Source organism: Dyella sp. LX-66 (assembly GCF_018599165.1).
Lineage (GTDB): Bacteria > Pseudomonadota > Gammaproteobacteria > Xanthomonadales > Rhodanobacteraceae > Dyella_D > Dyella_D marensis.
Map to the genome: position 1 here is coordinate 447,644 of NZ_JAHFVJ010000001.1, position 16,709 is coordinate 464,352.

Annotated in this window: 14 protein-coding genes; 3 read left to right on the top strand and 11 right to left on the bottom strand. The window is 65.3% G+C overall.

The window, feature by feature from the left end:
• Nucleotides 1-74 precede the first annotated feature (74 nt).
• The 5 genes from KK141_RS01965 to KK141_RS01985 form a co-directional block, all read right to left on the bottom strand.
• Nucleotides 75-1,034: a hypothetical protein gene (locus KK141_RS01965; protein ID WP_250901483.1), complete on the bottom strand. Its 960-nt coding sequence runs from the start codon at nucleotides 1,032-1,034 to the stop codon at nucleotides 75-77.
• A 67-nt stretch (nucleotides 1,035-1,101) separates the two neighbouring features.
• Nucleotides 1,102-3,222 (bottom strand): TonB-dependent copper receptor, encoded by a 2,121-nt coding sequence (locus KK141_RS01970; RefSeq protein WP_345777566.1) that lies wholly within the window; start codon nucleotides 3,220-3,222, stop codon nucleotides 1,102-1,104.
• Nucleotides 3,223-3,286: 64 nt separating this feature from the next.
• Nucleotides 3,287-3,658 carry a DUF2946 domain-containing protein gene (locus tag KK141_RS01975; RefSeq protein ID WP_214570710.1) on the bottom strand — a complete coding sequence of 124 codons (372 nt, stop codon included), beginning with the start codon at nucleotides 3,656-3,658 and terminating at the stop codon, nucleotides 3,287-3,289.
• A gap of 394 nt (nucleotides 3,659-4,052) precedes the next feature.
• Entirely contained in the window at nucleotides 4,053-5,972 is a 1,920-nt protein-coding gene (locus KK141_RS01980; protein WP_214570711.1) for a J domain-containing protein, read from the bottom strand.
• Between the two features lie 27 nt (nucleotides 5,973-5,999).
• A complete protein-coding gene (locus KK141_RS01985; protein WP_214570712.1) occupies nucleotides 6,000-7,718 on the bottom strand; it encodes a molecular chaperone HscC in 1,719 nt (572 codons plus the stop codon).
• Nucleotides 7,719-8,059: 341 nt separating this feature from the next.
• Here KK141_RS01985 and KK141_RS01990 point away from each other — a divergent pair, with 341 nt between their 5' ends.
• Nucleotides 8,060-9,427 carry an alginate lyase family protein gene (locus tag KK141_RS01990; RefSeq protein ID WP_214570713.1) on the top strand — a complete coding sequence of 456 codons (1,368 nt, stop codon included), beginning with the start codon at nucleotides 8,060-8,062 and terminating at the stop codon, nucleotides 9,425-9,427.
• A gap of 250 nt (nucleotides 9,428-9,677) precedes the next feature.
• On the opposite strand, the gene KK141_RS01995 is transcribed toward KK141_RS01990, so the two are convergent.
• Nucleotides 9,678-9,992, bottom strand: a complete 315-nt coding sequence (locus KK141_RS01995) for a hypothetical protein (protein WP_214570714.1) — start codon at nucleotides 9,990-9,992, stop codon at nucleotides 9,678-9,680.
• A 732-nt stretch (nucleotides 9,993-10,724) separates the two neighbouring features.
• Between KK141_RS01995 and KK141_RS02000 the strand changes: the two genes are divergently transcribed.
• Nucleotides 10,725-10,925, top strand: coding sequence for a CsbD family protein (locus KK141_RS02000; RefSeq protein WP_214570967.1), 201 nt, complete (start codon nucleotides 10,725-10,727; stop codon nucleotides 10,923-10,925).
• 69 nt (nucleotides 10,926-10,994) lie between these two features.
• Nucleotides 10,995-11,162 (top strand): DUF1328 domain-containing protein, encoded by a 168-nt coding sequence (locus KK141_RS02005; protein WP_214570715.1) that lies wholly within the window; start codon nucleotides 10,995-10,997, stop codon nucleotides 11,160-11,162.
• Nucleotides 11,163-11,232: 70 nt separating this feature from the next.
• On the opposite strand, the gene glmS is transcribed toward KK141_RS02005, so the two are convergent.
• From glmS to KK141_RS02030, 5 genes are all read right to left on the bottom strand, one after another.
• Nucleotides 11,233-13,062 (bottom strand): glutamine--fructose-6-phosphate transaminase (isomerizing), encoded by a 1,830-nt coding sequence (glmS, locus tag KK141_RS02010; RefSeq protein ID WP_214570716.1) that lies wholly within the window; start codon nucleotides 13,060-13,062, stop codon nucleotides 11,233-11,235.
• A 196-nt stretch (nucleotides 13,063-13,258) separates the two neighbouring features.
• Nucleotides 13,259-14,629: a pyridoxal-phosphate dependent enzyme gene (locus KK141_RS02015; RefSeq protein ID WP_214570717.1), complete on the bottom strand. Its 1,371-nt coding sequence runs from the start codon at nucleotides 14,627-14,629 to the stop codon at nucleotides 13,259-13,261.
• Nucleotides 14,630-14,802: 173 nt separating this feature from the next.
• Nucleotides 14,803-15,039 carry a YdcH family protein gene (locus KK141_RS02020; RefSeq protein WP_167257087.1) on the bottom strand — a complete coding sequence of 79 codons (237 nt, stop codon included), beginning with the start codon at nucleotides 15,037-15,039 and terminating at the stop codon, nucleotides 14,803-14,805.
• Between the two features lie 377 nt (nucleotides 15,040-15,416).
• Nucleotides 15,417-16,019 (bottom strand): hypothetical protein, encoded by a 603-nt coding sequence (locus tag KK141_RS02025; RefSeq protein WP_214570718.1) that lies wholly within the window; start codon nucleotides 16,017-16,019, stop codon nucleotides 15,417-15,419.
• Nucleotides 16,016-16,630 carry a DUF4398 domain-containing protein gene (locus KK141_RS02030; protein ID WP_214570719.1) on the bottom strand — a complete coding sequence of 205 codons (615 nt, stop codon included), beginning with the start codon at nucleotides 16,628-16,630 and terminating at the stop codon, nucleotides 16,016-16,018. Before KK141_RS02030 ends, KK141_RS02025 begins: the two co-directional genes overlap by 4 nt.
• Between the last annotated feature and the right edge of the window lie 79 nt (nucleotides 16,631-16,709).

Below are 16,709 nucleotides of genomic sequence, written 5' to 3' on the forward strand. Positions count from 1 at the left end.
TATCGGCTCGCCGGGTTTTATCGAATGCGCGCGTTTAAGTCAGGAATATCTCAGCCAGATTTCAGACCAGAAACTCAAAGCCGGTATTGCAAACCCAGCGACCACAAGCGGCGAGGTTCGAGCTGCAGGCCGTTGACGTGCTGGTACACCGGCAATTGCACAAAGGCGAATGCATCCAGGCGCGGCGTGATCCTGATCCCGATGCCAGGACTCAGATACGCGAGCACCGCACCGCTGTTCGGCCGATCGGCGAGCCCACCGCTTTCGCGCCGCTCGCCATGCAGGTTCAGCTGGATCTGTGGCGTGAAGCGGCCGGCGTCGAGATAGCGCAGGCCAAGATTGAGATTGAGCGAATTGCCGGGACGAAAATGCTCGCGTGCATCGAGCGCGATCTGCGCCATCGCCTGGCCGAAGTAGCCGATCGAATCGGTGAGGTAGCCGAACTTGTACACACCCAGTAGCGCGTCGGTGGTTCCGGTGCCCAGCTGCAGACCACGATCCAGCAGTTCGCCGGCCTGCGGACCGGAGGCGAAGTCCTGCTTGAAGTGCCCCGTCGGCAACTTCAAACCGAACTGCAGGCCGATGCCGGCGTCGTCGCTGAAGCCCTGGTAGCGCGCCAGCACGCGCAGGTCGCCGATGCCGCGCGCGTCGGAGGTGGAGACGCCGGTGTCGCCCTCGGCGATGGTCTGGTGGTGGCGGTCCATATAGGGCAGCTGCAGCGACAGGCCCCAGTAGCGCGAGAGGCTGTAGTCCGCGCCCAGCAGCGTGTTCCGGTTGATCGTCTTGCGCTGCACTTCTTCGTCGGCGGGATAGGCGAAGGAGCTGCGGCTCACGCTGTCCGCGCCGCTGCGCAGCTGCGATTGATTGAAGTAATCCTCGCGCAAGCTCAGATGCCAGCCGAGGCTGGTGGCATAACCCTGGCTGGACCAGTCGGAATTGAGCGAGCAGCCGCAGGTGGAACAGGCGGCGGCCAGGCCGGGCGCGGCGAGTACGGCGGCGAACGCGAAGGAAGAACAGCGGCGGATGGATAGCATGGGCAGATGCCTCGCAGGCAGGGAAACATGATAGGCCGCGGCGGCCTTGCGCGCCGCCGCGGAATGGTCAGATGTCGAGGTCGAGCTTCAGCCAGCCGGTGCGGCCCGGCTCGTTCACCCGCACGGTGTTCACATAACCGGCCAGGCCGGCGTTCGCCGCATTGACGTGCTCGGCGTAGGTCTTGCCGAACAGGTTGTCGATGCCTGCGCTGAGGGTGAGCCCATGGCCCAGGCGGCAGCCCGCATTGAGCGAAAACACGCCGAAGCCGCCGCTGGCGCCGAGGTCCTGGCCGACCAGGTTGCCCTCGCCCACGGCGATGCGCCGCTGCGCGGTGGCGAGCCGCCAGAGTGCGCCGGCAGACCAGGTGCCGCTGTCGTAGGTCAGGCCCAGGCGCGCTTCCAGCGGGGGCATCTGCGGCAACGGACGGTGCTCCGTGCGGTTGGCACCCCAGGCATAGGCCAGCGTGGCATCGGCTTTCCAATGCTTGTTCAGCGCATACACCATGCCGGCTTCGCCACCGGCGATGCGCGCCTGCACATTCATCGCGCTGCCGCCGGCCATGCCTTGGCCGTAGCGGAACAGGATGAAGTCATTCACCACGCCGGCGTAGGCGGAAACCCAGGCTTGCAGGCGCGCGGTGCGGTACTGCAGCCCCACGTCGAGCTGCGTGGTTTTTTCCGGACGCAGGCCTGAGAACGAAGCCAGCGTCTTGTCCGCATGCTGGCCGAACAGCTCCCAGTAATCGGGAAAGCGCTGCACGTGGCCGACACCCACGTAGACCGTGGCCGGCATGGCGGCGAGATCCTGTTCGTAGCGCACGAAGCCGGAAGGCAACGTGGAGTCGCGGCGTGCATTCGCCGTAGCTACTGAATCCATGCCGCCGCCCATATCCATGGACATGCCCATGTCCTCGTGCGCCCGCGCGAGGCCGTAGCCCTGCGCGGACGCGCGATCCACCCGCACGCCGCCGATCACGCGCCGGTCTTTCGCCACGCTCCAGCGCGCCTCGGCGAAGGCGCCGACGCTGCGCAAGCGCGCATCGCGCTCGCGCGGCAGATCGCGGTAATCGCCCATGGGACTGCCGGGCGGTCCGCCATTGCGCATGGTGTGCGTGTTGACCGAACCGTCGACGCCGGCGGTCAGCTGCCACGCATCCGGCCAGATCCAGGTACCCGCGACGCGCCCACCCAGCGTGCGCCGGTCCACGTCGCTGGCCATCGCCATCGGCATCATGCTGGCGGGGTCGGGCCGGCGCAGCGTGTAGTTGTCCATCACGTGGTCGGCGTAGTTGTAGTAGACCTGGGCTTCGAGCTTGTCGAAGCGGTTGCTCAGGTGGCGTCGCTCCAGTTTCAACGCCACGCTCTCGCGCAGGAATTGCGCGCCGTCCATGCCGCTGAAGGCGTAGGCGGCATGTCCGTTGCCTTTGCCGGCGGTCAATTCCAGGCGCGTATCGTCGTCCGGCGTCCAGCCGATCGCCGTGTCCGCGTTCCAGCGGTCGTAGGCCGAGTGCACGCGGCGGCCGTCGCCATCGCGGTAGTCCTGCGCATGGGTGTGGTTGGCGCGCAGTTCCACGTAACCGTCGGGCGTGCCCGCGCGGGCGTCGGCGAGTTGATCGTTGCGGCCGGCGGAGCCGCCGAGCAGGCTGCCCTGGAAGCTCGCCTTCGGTGCGGCGTAGCGCGTGAACTCGCGTTCGAACAGCACGGTGCCCGCCGAATTGCCCGGGCCGTAAAGCACCGTCTGCGGCCCCTTGATCACGGTGACCTTGTCGAACAGCTGCGGCGAGATATACGCCGTGGGCGGGTCCATCCGCGACGGACAGCCGCCGCCGATCTGCCCGCCGTCGATCTGGATATTCAGCCGCGAACCGGCCATGCCGCGCAGCAGCGGATCGCCGTTGCTGCCGCCTTTGCGGATGCTGGAGAAGCCGGGGATGCTCTTGAGGAAATCCGCGCCGTCGCTGGCGGGCACGGGTTGGCGTGGCGCCTTGGGGTCGGTGACGACGGTGAGCGGGTCGGTTTGCATCGGCGCGGTGACCACCACCGGCGGCAGCGTCTGCGGCGTATCGGCCGCATGTGCCGCGCTGCAGGCGGCGAAAACCATCCAGGCGTGGACGCGATAGTTGCGCGGATGCGACACAGGCAACGCTGGACGCACGCGAGCGCGCCCGTGTGTGAGAACGGAATGCATGGCAGTTCCTTGGAAGACGGCAACGCAGCCGGCACGCTCCGCGTGCCGGCACGATCGAAGGCAATCAGGCGTTGAGGTCTGCCGGCGGTCCGCGCGGCGCGGCCGACAGGAGCAGCGTTCGCGAGGTGCGCGGCGCCGAAAGGAACCACGGCAAGCGGTACGGCGATGGCGGCGTGGCCGGCGGCAGCCAGGCGACGCTGCTGACGACCGGGCTATGGCCCAGCAGATCGCAGTAGCCGCATTTGTCCAGCGACGACGGGTGCGGCGAAGCATCGCCGCCATGGCCGGCGTGTTCGTCGCAGTGCATGGCGCCATCGGCCATCGCCATGACCGGCGCCGCGGCCAATACCTGGGAGATCGGCGGCGCGGCGACAAGCAGCCACATGGCGGCGAAAGCCAGCCATGCGATGGGCTTGTGCAGGCGCGGTCGGGTCACGTCGGGTGCTGGGTGTTGATGGAGGCCGTGGGGGATCATCCCAGGTAGGGTGCGCAGGTGCACTGAGACAAAACGTCACCGTGTGTCCTGCAACTCTTCTCCCTTCCGGAGGGGAGAGGGGGTACGTCGAGGCGATCGGGTGGCCTAGCGGCTCCTATCGAACTCTTCTCCCCGCCGGGGAGCACGCGGGGAGAGCACATGGATGTGCTCTGCTTTGAGGAGCGAGGAAGATGCCGGCAGGCAGATGAGGGGCGGGTGCTCGCGATATAGCTTCCATGAAGCGAAGAAAAGCTTTTGGGCTTTCTCAACCCTCCGCTCACCGCTCCGCCCGGCCCCTCACCCCAACCCTCTCCCCGGAGGGGAGAGGGGGATGTGAGGCAGTCGCTTGCCTGGATCAAAGACCGGGGACGATATGCCCCGAAGCCGCCCTATCCAGCGCGGCGATGAAATCCCGATTCGAGCTCGAACCGGCACTGATCGAGCCGGCCAGGTCGCCGGCCAGCAGCCTGGCGTGATACCGCTGCTCGTCACTCAGTCCACGCTCCAGACTCGCCATAGCCGGCGTGGTGTTGAACTGAATCGGTCCCTTTCTCGAAGCAGCCACCCTCATCAACGCATCCGCAATCACCGGATTCTTCGCCACGGTCACGCCCCGCTCAAACATCGATGCAAGGCTTTCCAGCGCGGCAACATGCCCCTGGGCCGCCGCATTGCGATACCAGCGAAACGCCAAGGTGTCATCCTGCGCGACACCCAAGCCCTGCGCATAGAGCGAACCCAGAGCGTTCTGCGCATCCGCATTGCCCGACAACGCGGTCGTGGCCCACCAGCGCGCAGCGGTCTCGTAACTCTGCTCTACGCCCTCGCCCTTGGCGTACAGCACACCAAGCTGATACTGCGCGGGCAGATGGTGCTGCGCCGCCGCCTTCTCCCACCATCGGCGCGCCTGCTGCGCATCGGCTTCTACGATGCGCCCGTCCTTGTACATGGCCCCCAGATGGAACTGCGCCTCGGCATGGCCATTTACCGCCGCCTGACGGATCAGCTCCAGCGCCTTCACCGGATTCTGCGCGACGCCCTGCCCTTCTTCGTACATCAGGCCCAGGTTGTACTGCGCCGGCGGATGTCCGCGCTCGGCCGCCTTCTGGAACCACTCGAAGGCTTCGCGATAGTCCTGTGCATCGGTCGCCTTGAGCCTGATCTTTTCGCCGAGTCGGTTCTGGACCGCGGGGTCGCCTTGTTCGGCCATCTGGCGCATGAAGGCGTCGTCGTACGCGATGCGCGCAAGCTGCGAGGGTTCCTGCGGTATCTGCACTTGGGGTGCTGTATAGGCAGGCTGCTGCTGATCGCGCGACGACGAAGAACCGCCACTGAAAGTATGCATGAACGCGAAGAACACCGGCAGCAGGAACAGCCAGTTGAACGGCGAGCCGCTACCGGTACTGCGCTGCCGCGGCTTGTACTGTGCGGGCGAGGCCGGTGCCTGCTGCTTCTCCTCATAGGCCCGCAGCAGGGTCGCGTTCTCGCGCAGCCGCTCCTGCCACCACTGCAAAGCGGCCCCGCCGAAGCGCTCGGCAAGCTCTGGCCGGAAGGCCGCATAGCGATCCAGCAAGCGGTTGGCATCGGCCACCTGCCAGGGCATGGCCTTCTCGCGGGGATCGCGCTGGCACAGAGCGTAGAGCTGCACCGCCTCAACGAACTGTTTGCGATCGGCGCCGTCACCGTTATCCAGGAAACGCCGCAGCATCTGTTGGCGCTGCAGGCGATGCACCAAATCGGGCCGCATCGCCGCGAGATGCCGGTTCGAGGTTTCCCAGGCAAACAGCTCGGAAGCCTCGTCCAGCAGGTTCATGTCGGGAGGCGCGGCGAAAGCGCGCAACAGCACGGCCTGCTCGAACATCATCTTGGCGTCGAGCGAAGTCAGGCGCGCGTCCTGGGAGTAATTCGCCAGCAGCGTGCTCATCGCAACCGGACCGGGCGCACGAGTGGCTTCCACGAACTCGGCGAAGACCTGCGAGGCCAGCTCGTGCGCGTCATCCGCCAGCGCGACGCGCACCGGCACAGGTACCGGTCGCGCCGCCTGCGGCGATTCCTGCGGCTCCTCTTCCGGCGCGGCCGAGGCCTGCGGCACAACCGCCACCCGCTCCGCATGCTCGGCATGGCGCAGCGCCCACTCATAAGCCTGGCGAATGCGCTGGAAGCGCTCGGCCTCCGTCTTCTGGTCGCATTGCTTCAGCGCCCGCGCATAAGCCTTGCGGATCGTCTTGACGTCAGCCTGCGGGTCGATCCCCAGCGTTTCGAACACCCACTCCATGCGAGCTCCCAGATGAAACGGTGAAGATCAGGCATCCAGCAAAGGATGGTTTTCGAAGCGGTCGAGCCAGGCCTGGAACTGTTCGCGCGTGGTGGCGATCTCGCGCGGGTCCTGCCGTTCCAGCACCGCTTCGAACTGCGCCATCGCCTTGGAGATCACCATGCGCGCCTCGCCCAGCGTCTCTTCGAACAGGCGGTTGGCGCGCGCCATGATGGCCGCGTTGCGCGCATCCTCGCGCGGGTGCAGCTTCAGGCTGGACAGCGCGGCGAGACGCTGCTGGATCTCCTCGCCGGACAGCACGCCTGCGTGCTCCTGGATCACGATGCTCTTCTTCGCCTCGGTGCCATGCGCGGTCGCTTCCACTTCGAGCAGGCCGTTCACGTCATAGGTAAAGCGCACCGACACACCGGCCCCGCCGGCGGGCATGCCGGACCGCACGGCGATCTCGAATTTGCCCAGCGGGATGTTGTCCTTGACCAGCCGCGCCTCGCCCTGGAACACCTCGATGACGACCTTGGCCTGGCCATCCCTCACCGTAAACACGTCGCGGCTGCGGCTGGCCGGCACCACCGTGTTGCGCTCGATGATCGGCAGGTAGAAGCCGCTGACCATGCCGTTATGGCCGGAGCCTTCCACGATACTGATGCCCAGCGTGTACGGGCACACGTCCGTCATCACCATCTCGTCCAGCGCGGCATCGTCCATTTCCAGGCCGGCCTGAACGGCCACGCCCAGCGCCACGACTTCATCCGGGTTCAAGGTAGTGGCCGGGAAGCGGCCGAACATACGCGTGACCAGCTTGCGCACCACCGGCATGCGGGTGGCGCCGCCGGCCAGCACGATCTCGTACAGGTCCGCGGCGCGGATGCGCGCATCGCGCAGCGCGCGCTCCACCGGCAGGCGCAGCCGCTGCAGCAGCGGCTCGCACAGCGCCATGAAGCGGTCTTCGTCGATGCGATAGGCGATCTCGGTCTCGCGCATGCGGAAGGACAGCGCCGCCGAGTCGGCGGTCGACAGCGTGCGCTTGAGTTTTTCCGCGGCGTCGCGCAAGCGCTGCCGGTCGCCGGGCGAGAAATCGTCCGGCTTGAACGAGGTGTTGGCCGCGATCGAAGCCATGATGTCTTCGACCAGCACCTCCAGAAAATCCTCGCCGCCCAGGAAGTTGTCGCCCGCACTGGCGCGGACTTCCATCACGCCGTCGAAAATCTCCAGGATGGACACGTCGAAGGTGCCGCCGCCCAGGTCGAACACCAGGAACTTGCGCTCGCTGCCGGCATCGCACACGCCATAGGCGAGCGCGGCCGCGGTGGGCTCGTTGACCAGCCGCTCCACGCGCAGGCCGGCCAGCTGGCCGGCGGCGCGCGTGGCCTTGCGCTGGGCGTCGCTGAAATACGCCGGCACGCTGATGATGGCCTGTTCCACCGGATGGCCCAGGAAGGCCTCGGCGTCGGCCTTGAGCGAGCGCAGCACGAAGGAAGAGATTTCCTCGGGACGGAACTTGCGCTTGCCCAGGCTGATCTCGCGCGCCGCGCCCATGTAGCGCTTGAAGTTGGCGGCGGTCAGCTGCGGGTGCGTCTGCAGGCGGTCCTTGGCCGCCTGGCCCACCAGCAGTTCCCCGGTCTCCGACAGGCCGACGCATGACGGCGTCAGCATCGCCCCGAGCGCATTCGGGATCAGCACGGGCGCGCCGTCCTTCCATACCGCGACGAGACTGTTGGTCGTCCCTAAATCGATACCGACGATCAAAATACTTCTCCCTTGCTCCTGCGCCGGCGGCACGACGCGTTCCGACGGTCGGAACCATCGGATCGGCGGCGGCCAGGCTTTCCTGAGTCGTCTTCGAGGCTTACCGGAAAACGACATCCCCCGGCGGCATGATAGCCAAGGCCGGTGGCGGTTGGGCAGAAGGGTGACGGCAGTCACGCCTGGGTGGCGCGCCGCCGCGTACCGCCGGGGAATCTCGGTTAGACCCAGGCCGCATCTCTGGATGCCTGGCCCGAAATGACGGCCACCCGCCCCGGCATGACCATGACGGCCCTTGGCCGGTCATCGCAACGTGGCGCCTCTCCGTCCCCTGGGTCATCGATATGCATCTGAAAGCACGCCAGACCGTTCGAACCTTTGCGCCGCTGCTGGTGGCGCTGGCCGCCTGCGCCGGCATCCGGCCGAGCGAGGCCGCGACCGCCACCTTCGTACATCCCGGCGTTATCCACACCGCCGACGATCTCGCCCGCATCAAGGCCCATCTGACGCAGGAACCGTGGGCGAGTGGTTACTTCAAATTGAAGAACGATGGCCTTTCGTCGCCGACCTACCATATCCGCGGCGGCCATTGCGCCAAGGTCGTGCGCGACACGCCGGCCCAATGCATGGGCGAGTTCAATGACGACGCCAATGCGGCTTATCAGCAGGCGCTAATGTGGACCTTGAGCGACGACCCGCGCTATGCGGCGAATGCGATCGGGATTCTCAATGCCTGGTCGGGCACCTTGAAATCGATCGAAGGCCATGACGCACCGCTCGCCGCCGGTTTGAACGGCTTCAAGTTCGTGGCCGCGGCGGAACTGATCCGCTACAGCAAGGCCGGCTGGTCGGCGCAGGGCATCGCGGCATCCGAGGCGATGTTCCGCAACGTGTTCTATCCGGTGATCAAGGATTTCGCCCCGTATGCGAACGGCAACTGGGATTCCAGCTGCATGAAGGCGATGATCGCGATGGGCGTGTATACCAACGACTGGGGCATGTTCAATCGCGCGCTGGATTACTACTACAACGGGCCTTCGGATGGCGCGCTGACGCATTACGTGATCAATACCTTCGGCGAGACGCAGGAGAGCGGGCGCGATCAGGCGCATACGCAGCTGGGCGTCGGCAATCTTGCCGAGGTGGCGGAAGTGGCGTGGTCGCAGGGCTTCGATCTTTATTCGGCGTACGGCAATCGACTGCTGGCCGGTTTCGAATATGTCGCCCAATACAATCTGGGCCATGACGTGCCGTTCGATCCGATGGTCGATACCACCGGCAAGTATCCGCACAAGACCATTTCCAGCCAGAGCCGCGGTGATTTCCGTCCGGTGTACGAGATGGTCTACAACCACTACGCGCGCCGGAAGGATATTTCAGCGCCGTATACGCAGCAGGCGGCGGAGCATATTCGTCCGGAAGGGCGGACGCCGTATGCGGATAACAATGGTTTTGGCACCTTGTTGTTTACCGAGGATGCGATCCGCGTGCTTGCGCCCAGGGGTACGGGTAATGCGCCGAGCGGGTTTGCGGTGTGTGCGAAGGAAGGGGCGAGCTGCAAGGTGACGCAGGGGACGGGGCTGGTGGCTTATGGTGCGCGTGGGGTTTGGCATTACCGGGAAGTGGGTGTCGGGCAGTCTGTCGATTGTTCGAATACGGCGTTTACCGATCCGCTGAAGGGTGTGTCCAAGACCTGTTCTGTGCAGCAGTAAGGGCGTCCGCGTCACAACGTAGGGTATAAGCGACACCCGCCCCCGCCGTCACTACCTATCGAACTCTTCTCCCCTCCGGGGAGAAGATGCCGGCAGGCAGATGAGGGGCGGGTGCTCGCGGTGATGGTTCTACGAAGATAAGTAGAGCTTTTGGTTTTCGCGCCCCTCCGCTCATCGCTCCGCCCGGCCCCTCACCCCAACCCTCTCCCCGAAGGGGAGAGGGAGTTGAGAGGGTGTCGCCTGGTTTGCTCTAGGCGTCGTTACGCTCATCGTCGACAGTCGAATGCTCTTCACCACGTATCTGCAACCACTGCATCCGCAAATGCGCCTGCGTCGCGCAGCGCGTTCCCATTTCGATAAACACCGCGATGCTTTCCAACATGACCGGCAAGCGTTGCGCATTCACGCTGCCGCGCTCTTCGAAAAACTCCGCCAACAACCGAATCGCGTTATGCGCGTAATGCAGCCACTCGGTGGCATCGTTCAACAACGCATCCGGCCCCGCCTCCGGATCCGAAAAATATTCCACGTGGCGTGTGAGCCACGCTTCGCCATAGATATCCATAAGCAACTCCTTGCCATGCGCCGCCCTCGTCCCGAGAACGGCACGCCGCCAGACAGCACGACGTGCCGCGACCACACGGACTCGAGGCTTACCGACCACCTGGAACACCGGCGCCGGGCGGCTTGATTGATGAAGTGGATGACGGCCTCAGTCGCTTTCGCCGTTGCACGAAGCAACGCGCCGGGTTTCACGGCTAGGATTCATTACCTACGAAAACTCTTAGGCCGCTGCTCTTCAACCGTGTCCGCGAAGAATGCGGACGACCTGGTTAGCCGGCGGATGTGTCGCCCAGGGGATCGGCGAGCGTGCAAGTACCGTATGATCTGGCTTAGCCATGATCGACTCCTCAGAAGTTGGTGATGGTTAGCGGGTCAGGGGTGGTGACACACCCTTGGCCCGCGCTCTCACGACATTGCTGCCATGGTTGCCCGCGACGCGACGAAAACACAGCGCGGGCAACATCGATCACGCTAGCAGAGACGCATTCGGGTTGTCTTTAGGGCAAATCCGAATTTGCATCGCAACCACTATGCAAACGACGCGCATCACTGCGCAGATGATCGACGCGTGACGAAAACATTAGCGCCATCGCGCATTACTCATACTCATGAACGGCACTCGATCGAAACGCCGTCGATTCACACACGAATCATCCGCCGGCTCCTATTCCTAAGAACCACCGCAACCGCCGCCGTCCGTTTGGACGCGGCACGCATCGTGGAGTATCGGGATATGAACGAAGACCGGATCAAGGGCCAATGGAAACAGCTCCAGGGGAAGCTCAAGGCTCGCTGGGGCAAATTGACCGACGACGATCTGAAAGTGGCCGAGGGAAGCTCCGAATATCTCGCCGGCAAGCTGCAGGAGCGTTATGGCATCGCCAAGGACGAAGCGATGAAGCAGCTGAAAGAATTCGACGAGAACGGAAGGTAATCCGCCACGCTCCACATCCGGATCGGCCGCCGCCAACGGCAAGTACCATCACCGATAGGAGGGTACGCCATGCTGTACTACGCCATCGTCTTTCTAGTCATCGCACTGATCGCCGGCTTCCTGGGCTTCTTCGGCATCGCCGGCCTGGCCGCGAGCATCGCGAAAATCCTGTTCATCGTCTTCATCGTGCTGTTCATCATCTCGCTGATCGCGGGGCGCCGACGTCCACCGATTTGACGACCGTCAAGCCGCAGCACTGACAAAAAAAAGCCGGGGCTCGCGAGCCCCGGCTTTTTTTCATGTGCAATTACTCCACCGTCACCGACTTCGCCAGATTACGCGGCTGATCAACATCCGTACCCCGCAACACCGCCACGTGATACGCAAGCAACTGCATCGGCACCGTAAACACCGCCGGCGCAATAAAGTCGCCGCCGCCGTCGATACGCAGAATGCTTCCGCGCGCCGCATTACCATCCATGCTCGCCGCACCGTCCGCGAACACCAGCAACTCGCCGCCACGTGCACGCACTTCCTGCAAGTTGGACTTGAGCTTGTCCAGCAGCGGGCCGTTCGGGGCCACTGCGATCACCGGCATGTCTTCGTCCACCAGCGCCAGCGGGCCGTGCTTGAGTTCACCGGCGGCGTAGGCTTCGGCGTGGATGTATGAGATTTCCTTGAGCTTCAAGGCGCCTTCCATCGCCACCGGATACTGCGCGCCGCGGCCGAGGAACAGCGCGTGCTGGCGGTGGATCAGGTGTTCGGCGAGGTCGACGATCTGCGGTTCAAGCTCCAGCGCTTTTTCGATGCGCTTGGGCAGGCTCTGCAGCTGGGCGGTGAGGTCGGCATAGCGTGCGTCTTCCAGGCCGCGCTGGCGCGCGAGCTGCAGGGTGAGCAGGCCCAGTGCGGCGAGCTGCGTGGTGAAGGCCTTGGTGGAGGCCACGCCGATTTCCGGGCCGGCGCGCGTCATCAGCTTGAGGTCCGCTTCGCGCACCACCGAGGATTCCGGCACGTTGCAGATCGCCAGCGTGCCGAGATAGCCGCGGCGGCGCGATTCGCGCATGGCGGCCAGGGTGTCGGCGGTTTCGCCGGACTGCGAAATGGCCACGAACAGCGTGCCTTCCGGCACCACCGCTTCGCGGTAGCGGTATTCGCTGGCGACTTCCACGTTGACCGGCAGGCGTGCGTAGTCCTCGATCCAGTACTTGGCGACGAGGCCCGCGTGGTAGCTGGTGCCGCAGGCGATGATGTGCAGGCCCTTGGCCTTGCTCAGCAGCTCGTCGCCATTGACGCCGAAGATGTTGGGCAGCACGCCGTGCGGGCCGATGCGCGCTTCGAGCGTGTCGGCCACGGCGCGCGGCTGCTCGAAGATTTCCTTCTGCATGTAGTGGCGGTATTCACCGCGCTCGACGGCGTCGGTGGACAGCTCGCTCTCGTGCACGGCGCGTTCCACCGGCTGGCCGTGCTGGCCGTAGATGCGTACCTGGTCGCGGGTGATTTCCACCACGTCGTGTTCTTCCAGGTAGATCATCCGGTTGGTGACCTGGATCAGCGCCTGCGCATCGGAGCCGAGGAAGTTCTCGCCGATGCCCACGCCGACCAGCAGCGGCGCGCCGCGGCGGGCGCCGATCACGCGGCCGGGTTCCTTGTCGCTGATCACGGCGATGGCGTAGGCGCCTTCCAGTTCGTGCACCACCGAGGACACCGCGTCGAGCAGCGACTTGCCGGACGCGAGGCGCTCGCTGATCAGCGCGGCCATCACTTCGGTGTCGGTCTCGGAGGTGAACGCGTGGCCGCGCGATTCGAGTTCGCTGCGCAGCGTGGCGTAGTTCTCGATGATGCCGTTATGCACCAGCGCCACGTGGCCGGCGACGTGCGGATGCGCGTTGACCTTGTTCGGCACGCCGTGGGTGGCCCAGCGCGTATGCGCGATGCCGGTGCCGCCGGGGAACGGGTCGGCCAGGTACTGCGCTTCCATCTCGCGCACCTTGCCCTTTTCGCGGACGCGGCGGATTTCATCCTGCTGCAGCACGGCGAGGCCGGCCGAGTCGTAGCCGCGGTATTCCAGCGCCTTCAGGCCGGCAATCAGCAGGGGGGCGACGTCGCGCTGGGCAGTGGCGGCAACGATTCCACACATGGGCAGAGTCCTCTTGAGGAGAAAGGGGGACCGGAAGCGGACTTCCGCAGGGCCGGGACTTTGTCGGCCACCCATTTCAGCAAACTTTCGTGACGCATCCGACCATGCACGCGCCATTTCGTGCACTCGCGCGGCCGGCTGTTCATCGAACAGCCGGCTTTGTGGCGAGCAGCATCCGCCAAGCCTGTGTTGGCGCCTAGTGCACCTTACGGCGTAGGTAATTCAGCAGGTCGATGCGGGTGATCAGACCCATGAACTGCTCGCCGTCCAGCACGATGGCCACGTGGCCGCGCTCGAACACCGGCAGCAGCGCGGTGATCGGCTCGTGGATGTCGAGGATCTGCAGGTTGGTGATCATCGCGGTGGAGACCGGGTCGCGGAAGCGGCTTTCGTCGGCGTGCACGTGCATCAGCACATCCGACTCGTCGAGGATGCCGACCAGCTTGTTGCCGTCCATCACCGGCAGCTGCGAGACGTCGTACAGCTTCATGCGCGTGTAGGCCGTCATCAGCAGCTCGCCGGGGCCGACCACCACGGTGTCGCGCTGGGTGAACGGGCGCAGCAGCAGGTCGCGCAGGTCGCCGTGCTGGTCGCGGTCGATGAAGCCGTTGTCCAGCATCCAGTAGTCGTTGTACATCTTCGACAGGTACTTGTTGCCGGTATCGCAGACCAGCGTCACCACGCGCTTGGCCGTGGTCTGCTCGCGGCAGTACTTCAAGGCCGCGGACAGCAGCGTGCCGGTGGACGAACCGCCGAGCACGCCCTCCTTCGCCAGCAGTTCGCGCGCGGCGAGGAAGCTTTCCTTGTCGCTGATCGCGTAGGCCTTCTTCACCCTGCTGAAGTCGCTGATGCTGGGCAAGAAGTCCTCACCGATGCCTTCGACCATCCAGCTGCCGGACTTGGTCGAGAGAATGCCTTCGTTGATGTACTGCGCGAGGATGGAACCGACCGGATCGGCCAGCACGATTTCCGTATTCGGCGACACTTCGGCGAAGTAGCGCGACAGGCCGCTCATGGTGCCGGAAGAACCGCAACCGACCACGATGGCGTCCACGCGACCGTCCATCTGCTCGTAGATTTCCGGGCCGGTGGTGGCGATGTGCGCGGCGGGGTTGTCGGGATTGCCGAACTGGTTGATGAAGTAGGCGCCGGGCGTTTCGCGCGCGATGCGCTCGGCCATGTCCTGGTAGTACTCGGGGTGGCCCTTGGCCACGTCCGAACGGGTGAGCACCACTTCGGCGCCCATCGCCTTGAGGTTGAAGATCTTCTCGCGGCTCATCTTGTCGGGCACCACCAGCACCAGGCGATAACCCTTCTGCTGCGCCACCAGCGCAAGGCCAAGGCCGGTGTTGCCGGCGGTGCCTTCGACCAGGGTGGCGCCGGGCTTGATCTTGCCGGCGCGTTCGGCGCCTTCGATCATCGACAGGCCGATGCGGTCCTTGATCGAGCCGCCGGGATTGGCGCTTTCCAGCTTGAGGAAGAGCTCACAGGGGCCGGCATCCAGTCGCTGCGCGCGCACCATCGGGGTGCGGCCGATCAGTTCGAGGACACTCTGGTGGACCGTCATGGAAGCTCCTGCATTCGGTTCGCGGGCGGCCCGGATCGGACTGCCTCAGGCTGGCGATGATAACCGAGCCGCCCTGCGTTCCCCTGACCGCGCGCGCAAACGAAGCGGCCCCGGCAGCCGTTCCCTCGCAAGGGTGGCTCCGGGGCCGCGTGTCTTGAGTTTGAAACCGCAGGCTAGTTGACGATGCGGTGCTTGTGCGCTCGTTCATCCCACATGCGCTGCAACCGTTCCTTGGCGTGGAGCTTTTCTTTCTTCATGCCCGTAAGGGTCATGTCGTCGATGGGAAGAACGCCGATCTCGGCGTCGTGCACCTTGCTGTCGAGCTCCTTGTGGTGCTGGTACAGCCGACGGAATTCGGCGTCGGCTTTCATCAAGGCTTCGACATCGTCACGCTGCTGGTTTTCGAACATGATCCGACCTCCTCGCGAAGAACCGCGGGCGCGGGATCGGTGCGCCCGCTAACGGTGGTAAACCATGCGCATGCCAATGGCCCGCGCCGGCTTGCCGGTACGCAGGTGATCGGGTGATCGAGGGATAGGCGCATGATTCAGGTCATTGACCCATGGTGCATGAGCGCCCCATGGGTATCCGACCCTACTCCCGCATCCGGGGGCATGCAAGCGCGTTCCAGCGAAGCGCATCACACTGCGATTCGCGCGGAAAAAGGCCGCCGCGGCAGGCTTTTTTTCAGGTTAAACGTTGCTTTCAACGATGCTTTCGATGGAAACGAAAACGCCCGGTGGAATGCTCCGCCGGGCGCTTCGTTCGTACATCGCGACAGCGATATTTACTTGCCCGAATCGCCCTGCATCTGCGAGCGCATCGCCTTCGCCGCCTGGGTGGCCAGGTCGGCCTGGCGCTTGGCGGCGTTGGCCACCTTGGCCTGGGCCGCGGCGAGCTTCTTGGCCTGGTCGGCCTGGGCCTGGGCCTGCACGGCCTGGGCCTGGGCGGCAGCGCCTTCCTGCTGCAGGCGGGCGGCTTCTTCCTGGGCCATCTGGTACTGCGTGCGCTGGCGGTCGAGTTCGCGGCGGGCCGCCTCGACCTCGCGGCGGGTGCCGTCGAGCTGGATCTGGTCGTGCTCGCGATCGAGCTGGTTGACCTTGATCTGGGCTTCCTGCAGCTGGGCGGTGGCCTTGGCCAGGTCGACGCGGCGTTCGGCCACGTACAGCGCATGCGCGCGGTCGCGCGAGCGGGCCTGGGCCAGGCGGCCGATGGCATCGCGGGCGCGGGCCTGCTCGGCCTGGGCGTAGCCGCTCAGGGCGGGGTCGCGGGCGAGCTGGTCGAGGCTGCCGTTGAGGCGGGCCACGTCCATGTCGTCCTTGGCGTGGGCCGAACCCACGGCCGCGGCGGCGAGGACGAGCGCCGACAAGGTGATGCGCAGGGGCTTCATGGGTGGCCTCCCTGGTCGTTGGTCTGCGGTTGCGGCTGCGGCTGCGGCAGGGTCTGGAAGCCGCCGTCCTGCGGCAGCGGCTGCAGCACGGACGAGGACGGTGCCGGCATGTCCTGCGTCTGTTCCTGCGCCGGCAGGCCCTGCTGCTGTTCCTGGAACTGGCGCTGTTGCTGCTGGGCCGCCTGCTGGGCGGCTTCTTCCTGCGCGTTCAGGTTCTGCTCGATCTGCTCGCGCAGTTCGCGGTTGCCCTGGGTCTTGCGCTGGATCTGGGCGCGGGCGGCGCCCAGCCGCGCCTTGGCGCGGGCGAGTTCGGCGTCGGCCTGGGCTTCTTCGGCCAGGGCGGCGGCGTCCTCGTACTTGCGGCTGGCCATGGCGGCCTGGGCTTGCTGGAACTTGTTTTGCGCGAAATCCAGGTCGACCGGGGCGTAATCGGCCGCACCGGCGTCGCGGGCGTACTGCAATTGCATCTGCGCCTGGTTCATGGAGCCGTCGGGCGGAGGCACGCTGGCGCAGCCGCCGAGCGAGCCCAGCGCAAGGGCCAGGATCAGGCTGGAAAACACCGTGCGGACGCCATTCTGGCGGCTATCCGGCGCGGAAAAGATGTGGACCATCACTCATTCCTCTAAGAGTGTCGCAGCGTATTGTGGGCGGGCATAATCGTTGTTTGCAACGCGTGAGCGTCATTTCAGG

What these genes read in the sequence shown, in the direction of transcription:
- KK141_RS01965 (WP_250901483.1), bottom strand. Translation starts at nt 1,034, where the DNA reads ATGCTATCCATCCGCCGCTGTTCTTCCTTCGCGTTCGCCGCCGTACTC.
- KK141_RS01970 (WP_345777566.1), bottom strand. Translation starts at nt 3,222, where the DNA reads ATGCATTCCGTTCTCACACACGGGCGCGCTCGCGTGCGTCCAGCGTTG.
- KK141_RS01980 (WP_214570711.1), bottom strand. Translation starts at nt 5,972, where the DNA reads ATGGAGTGGGTGTTCGAAACGCTGGGGATCGACCCGCAGGCTGACGTC.
- KK141_RS01990 (WP_214570713.1), top strand. Translation starts at nt 8,060, where the DNA reads ATGCATCTGAAAGCACGCCAGACCGTTCGAACCTTTGCGCCGCTGCTG.
- KK141_RS01995 (WP_214570714.1), bottom strand. Translation starts at nt 9,992, where the DNA reads ATGGATATCTATGGCGAAGCGTGGCTCACACGCCACGTGGAATATTTT.
- KK141_RS02000 (WP_214570967.1), top strand. Translation starts at nt 10,725, where the DNA reads ATGAACGAAGACCGGATCAAGGGCCAATGGAAACAGCTCCAGGGGAAG.
- KK141_RS02005 (WP_214570715.1), top strand. Translation starts at nt 10,995, where the DNA reads ATGCTGTACTACGCCATCGTCTTTCTAGTCATCGCACTGATCGCCGGC.
- glmS (WP_214570716.1), bottom strand. Translation starts at nt 13,062, where the DNA reads ATGTGTGGAATCGTTGCCGCCACTGCCCAGCGCGACGTCGCCCCCCTG.
- KK141_RS02015 (WP_214570717.1), bottom strand. Translation starts at nt 14,629, where the DNA reads ATGACGGTCCACCAGAGTGTCCTCGAACTGATCGGCCGCACCCCGATG.
- KK141_RS02020 (WP_167257087.1), bottom strand. Translation starts at nt 15,039, where the DNA reads ATGTTCGAAAACCAGCAGCGTGACGATGTCGAAGCCTTGATGAAAGCC.
- KK141_RS02025 (WP_214570718.1), bottom strand. Translation starts at nt 16,019, where the DNA reads ATGAAGCCCCTGCGCATCACCTTGTCGGCGCTCGTCCTCGCCGCCGCG.
- KK141_RS02030 (WP_214570719.1), bottom strand. Translation starts at nt 16,630, where the DNA reads ATGGTCCACATCTTTTCCGCGCCGGATAGCCGCCAGAATGGCGTCCGC.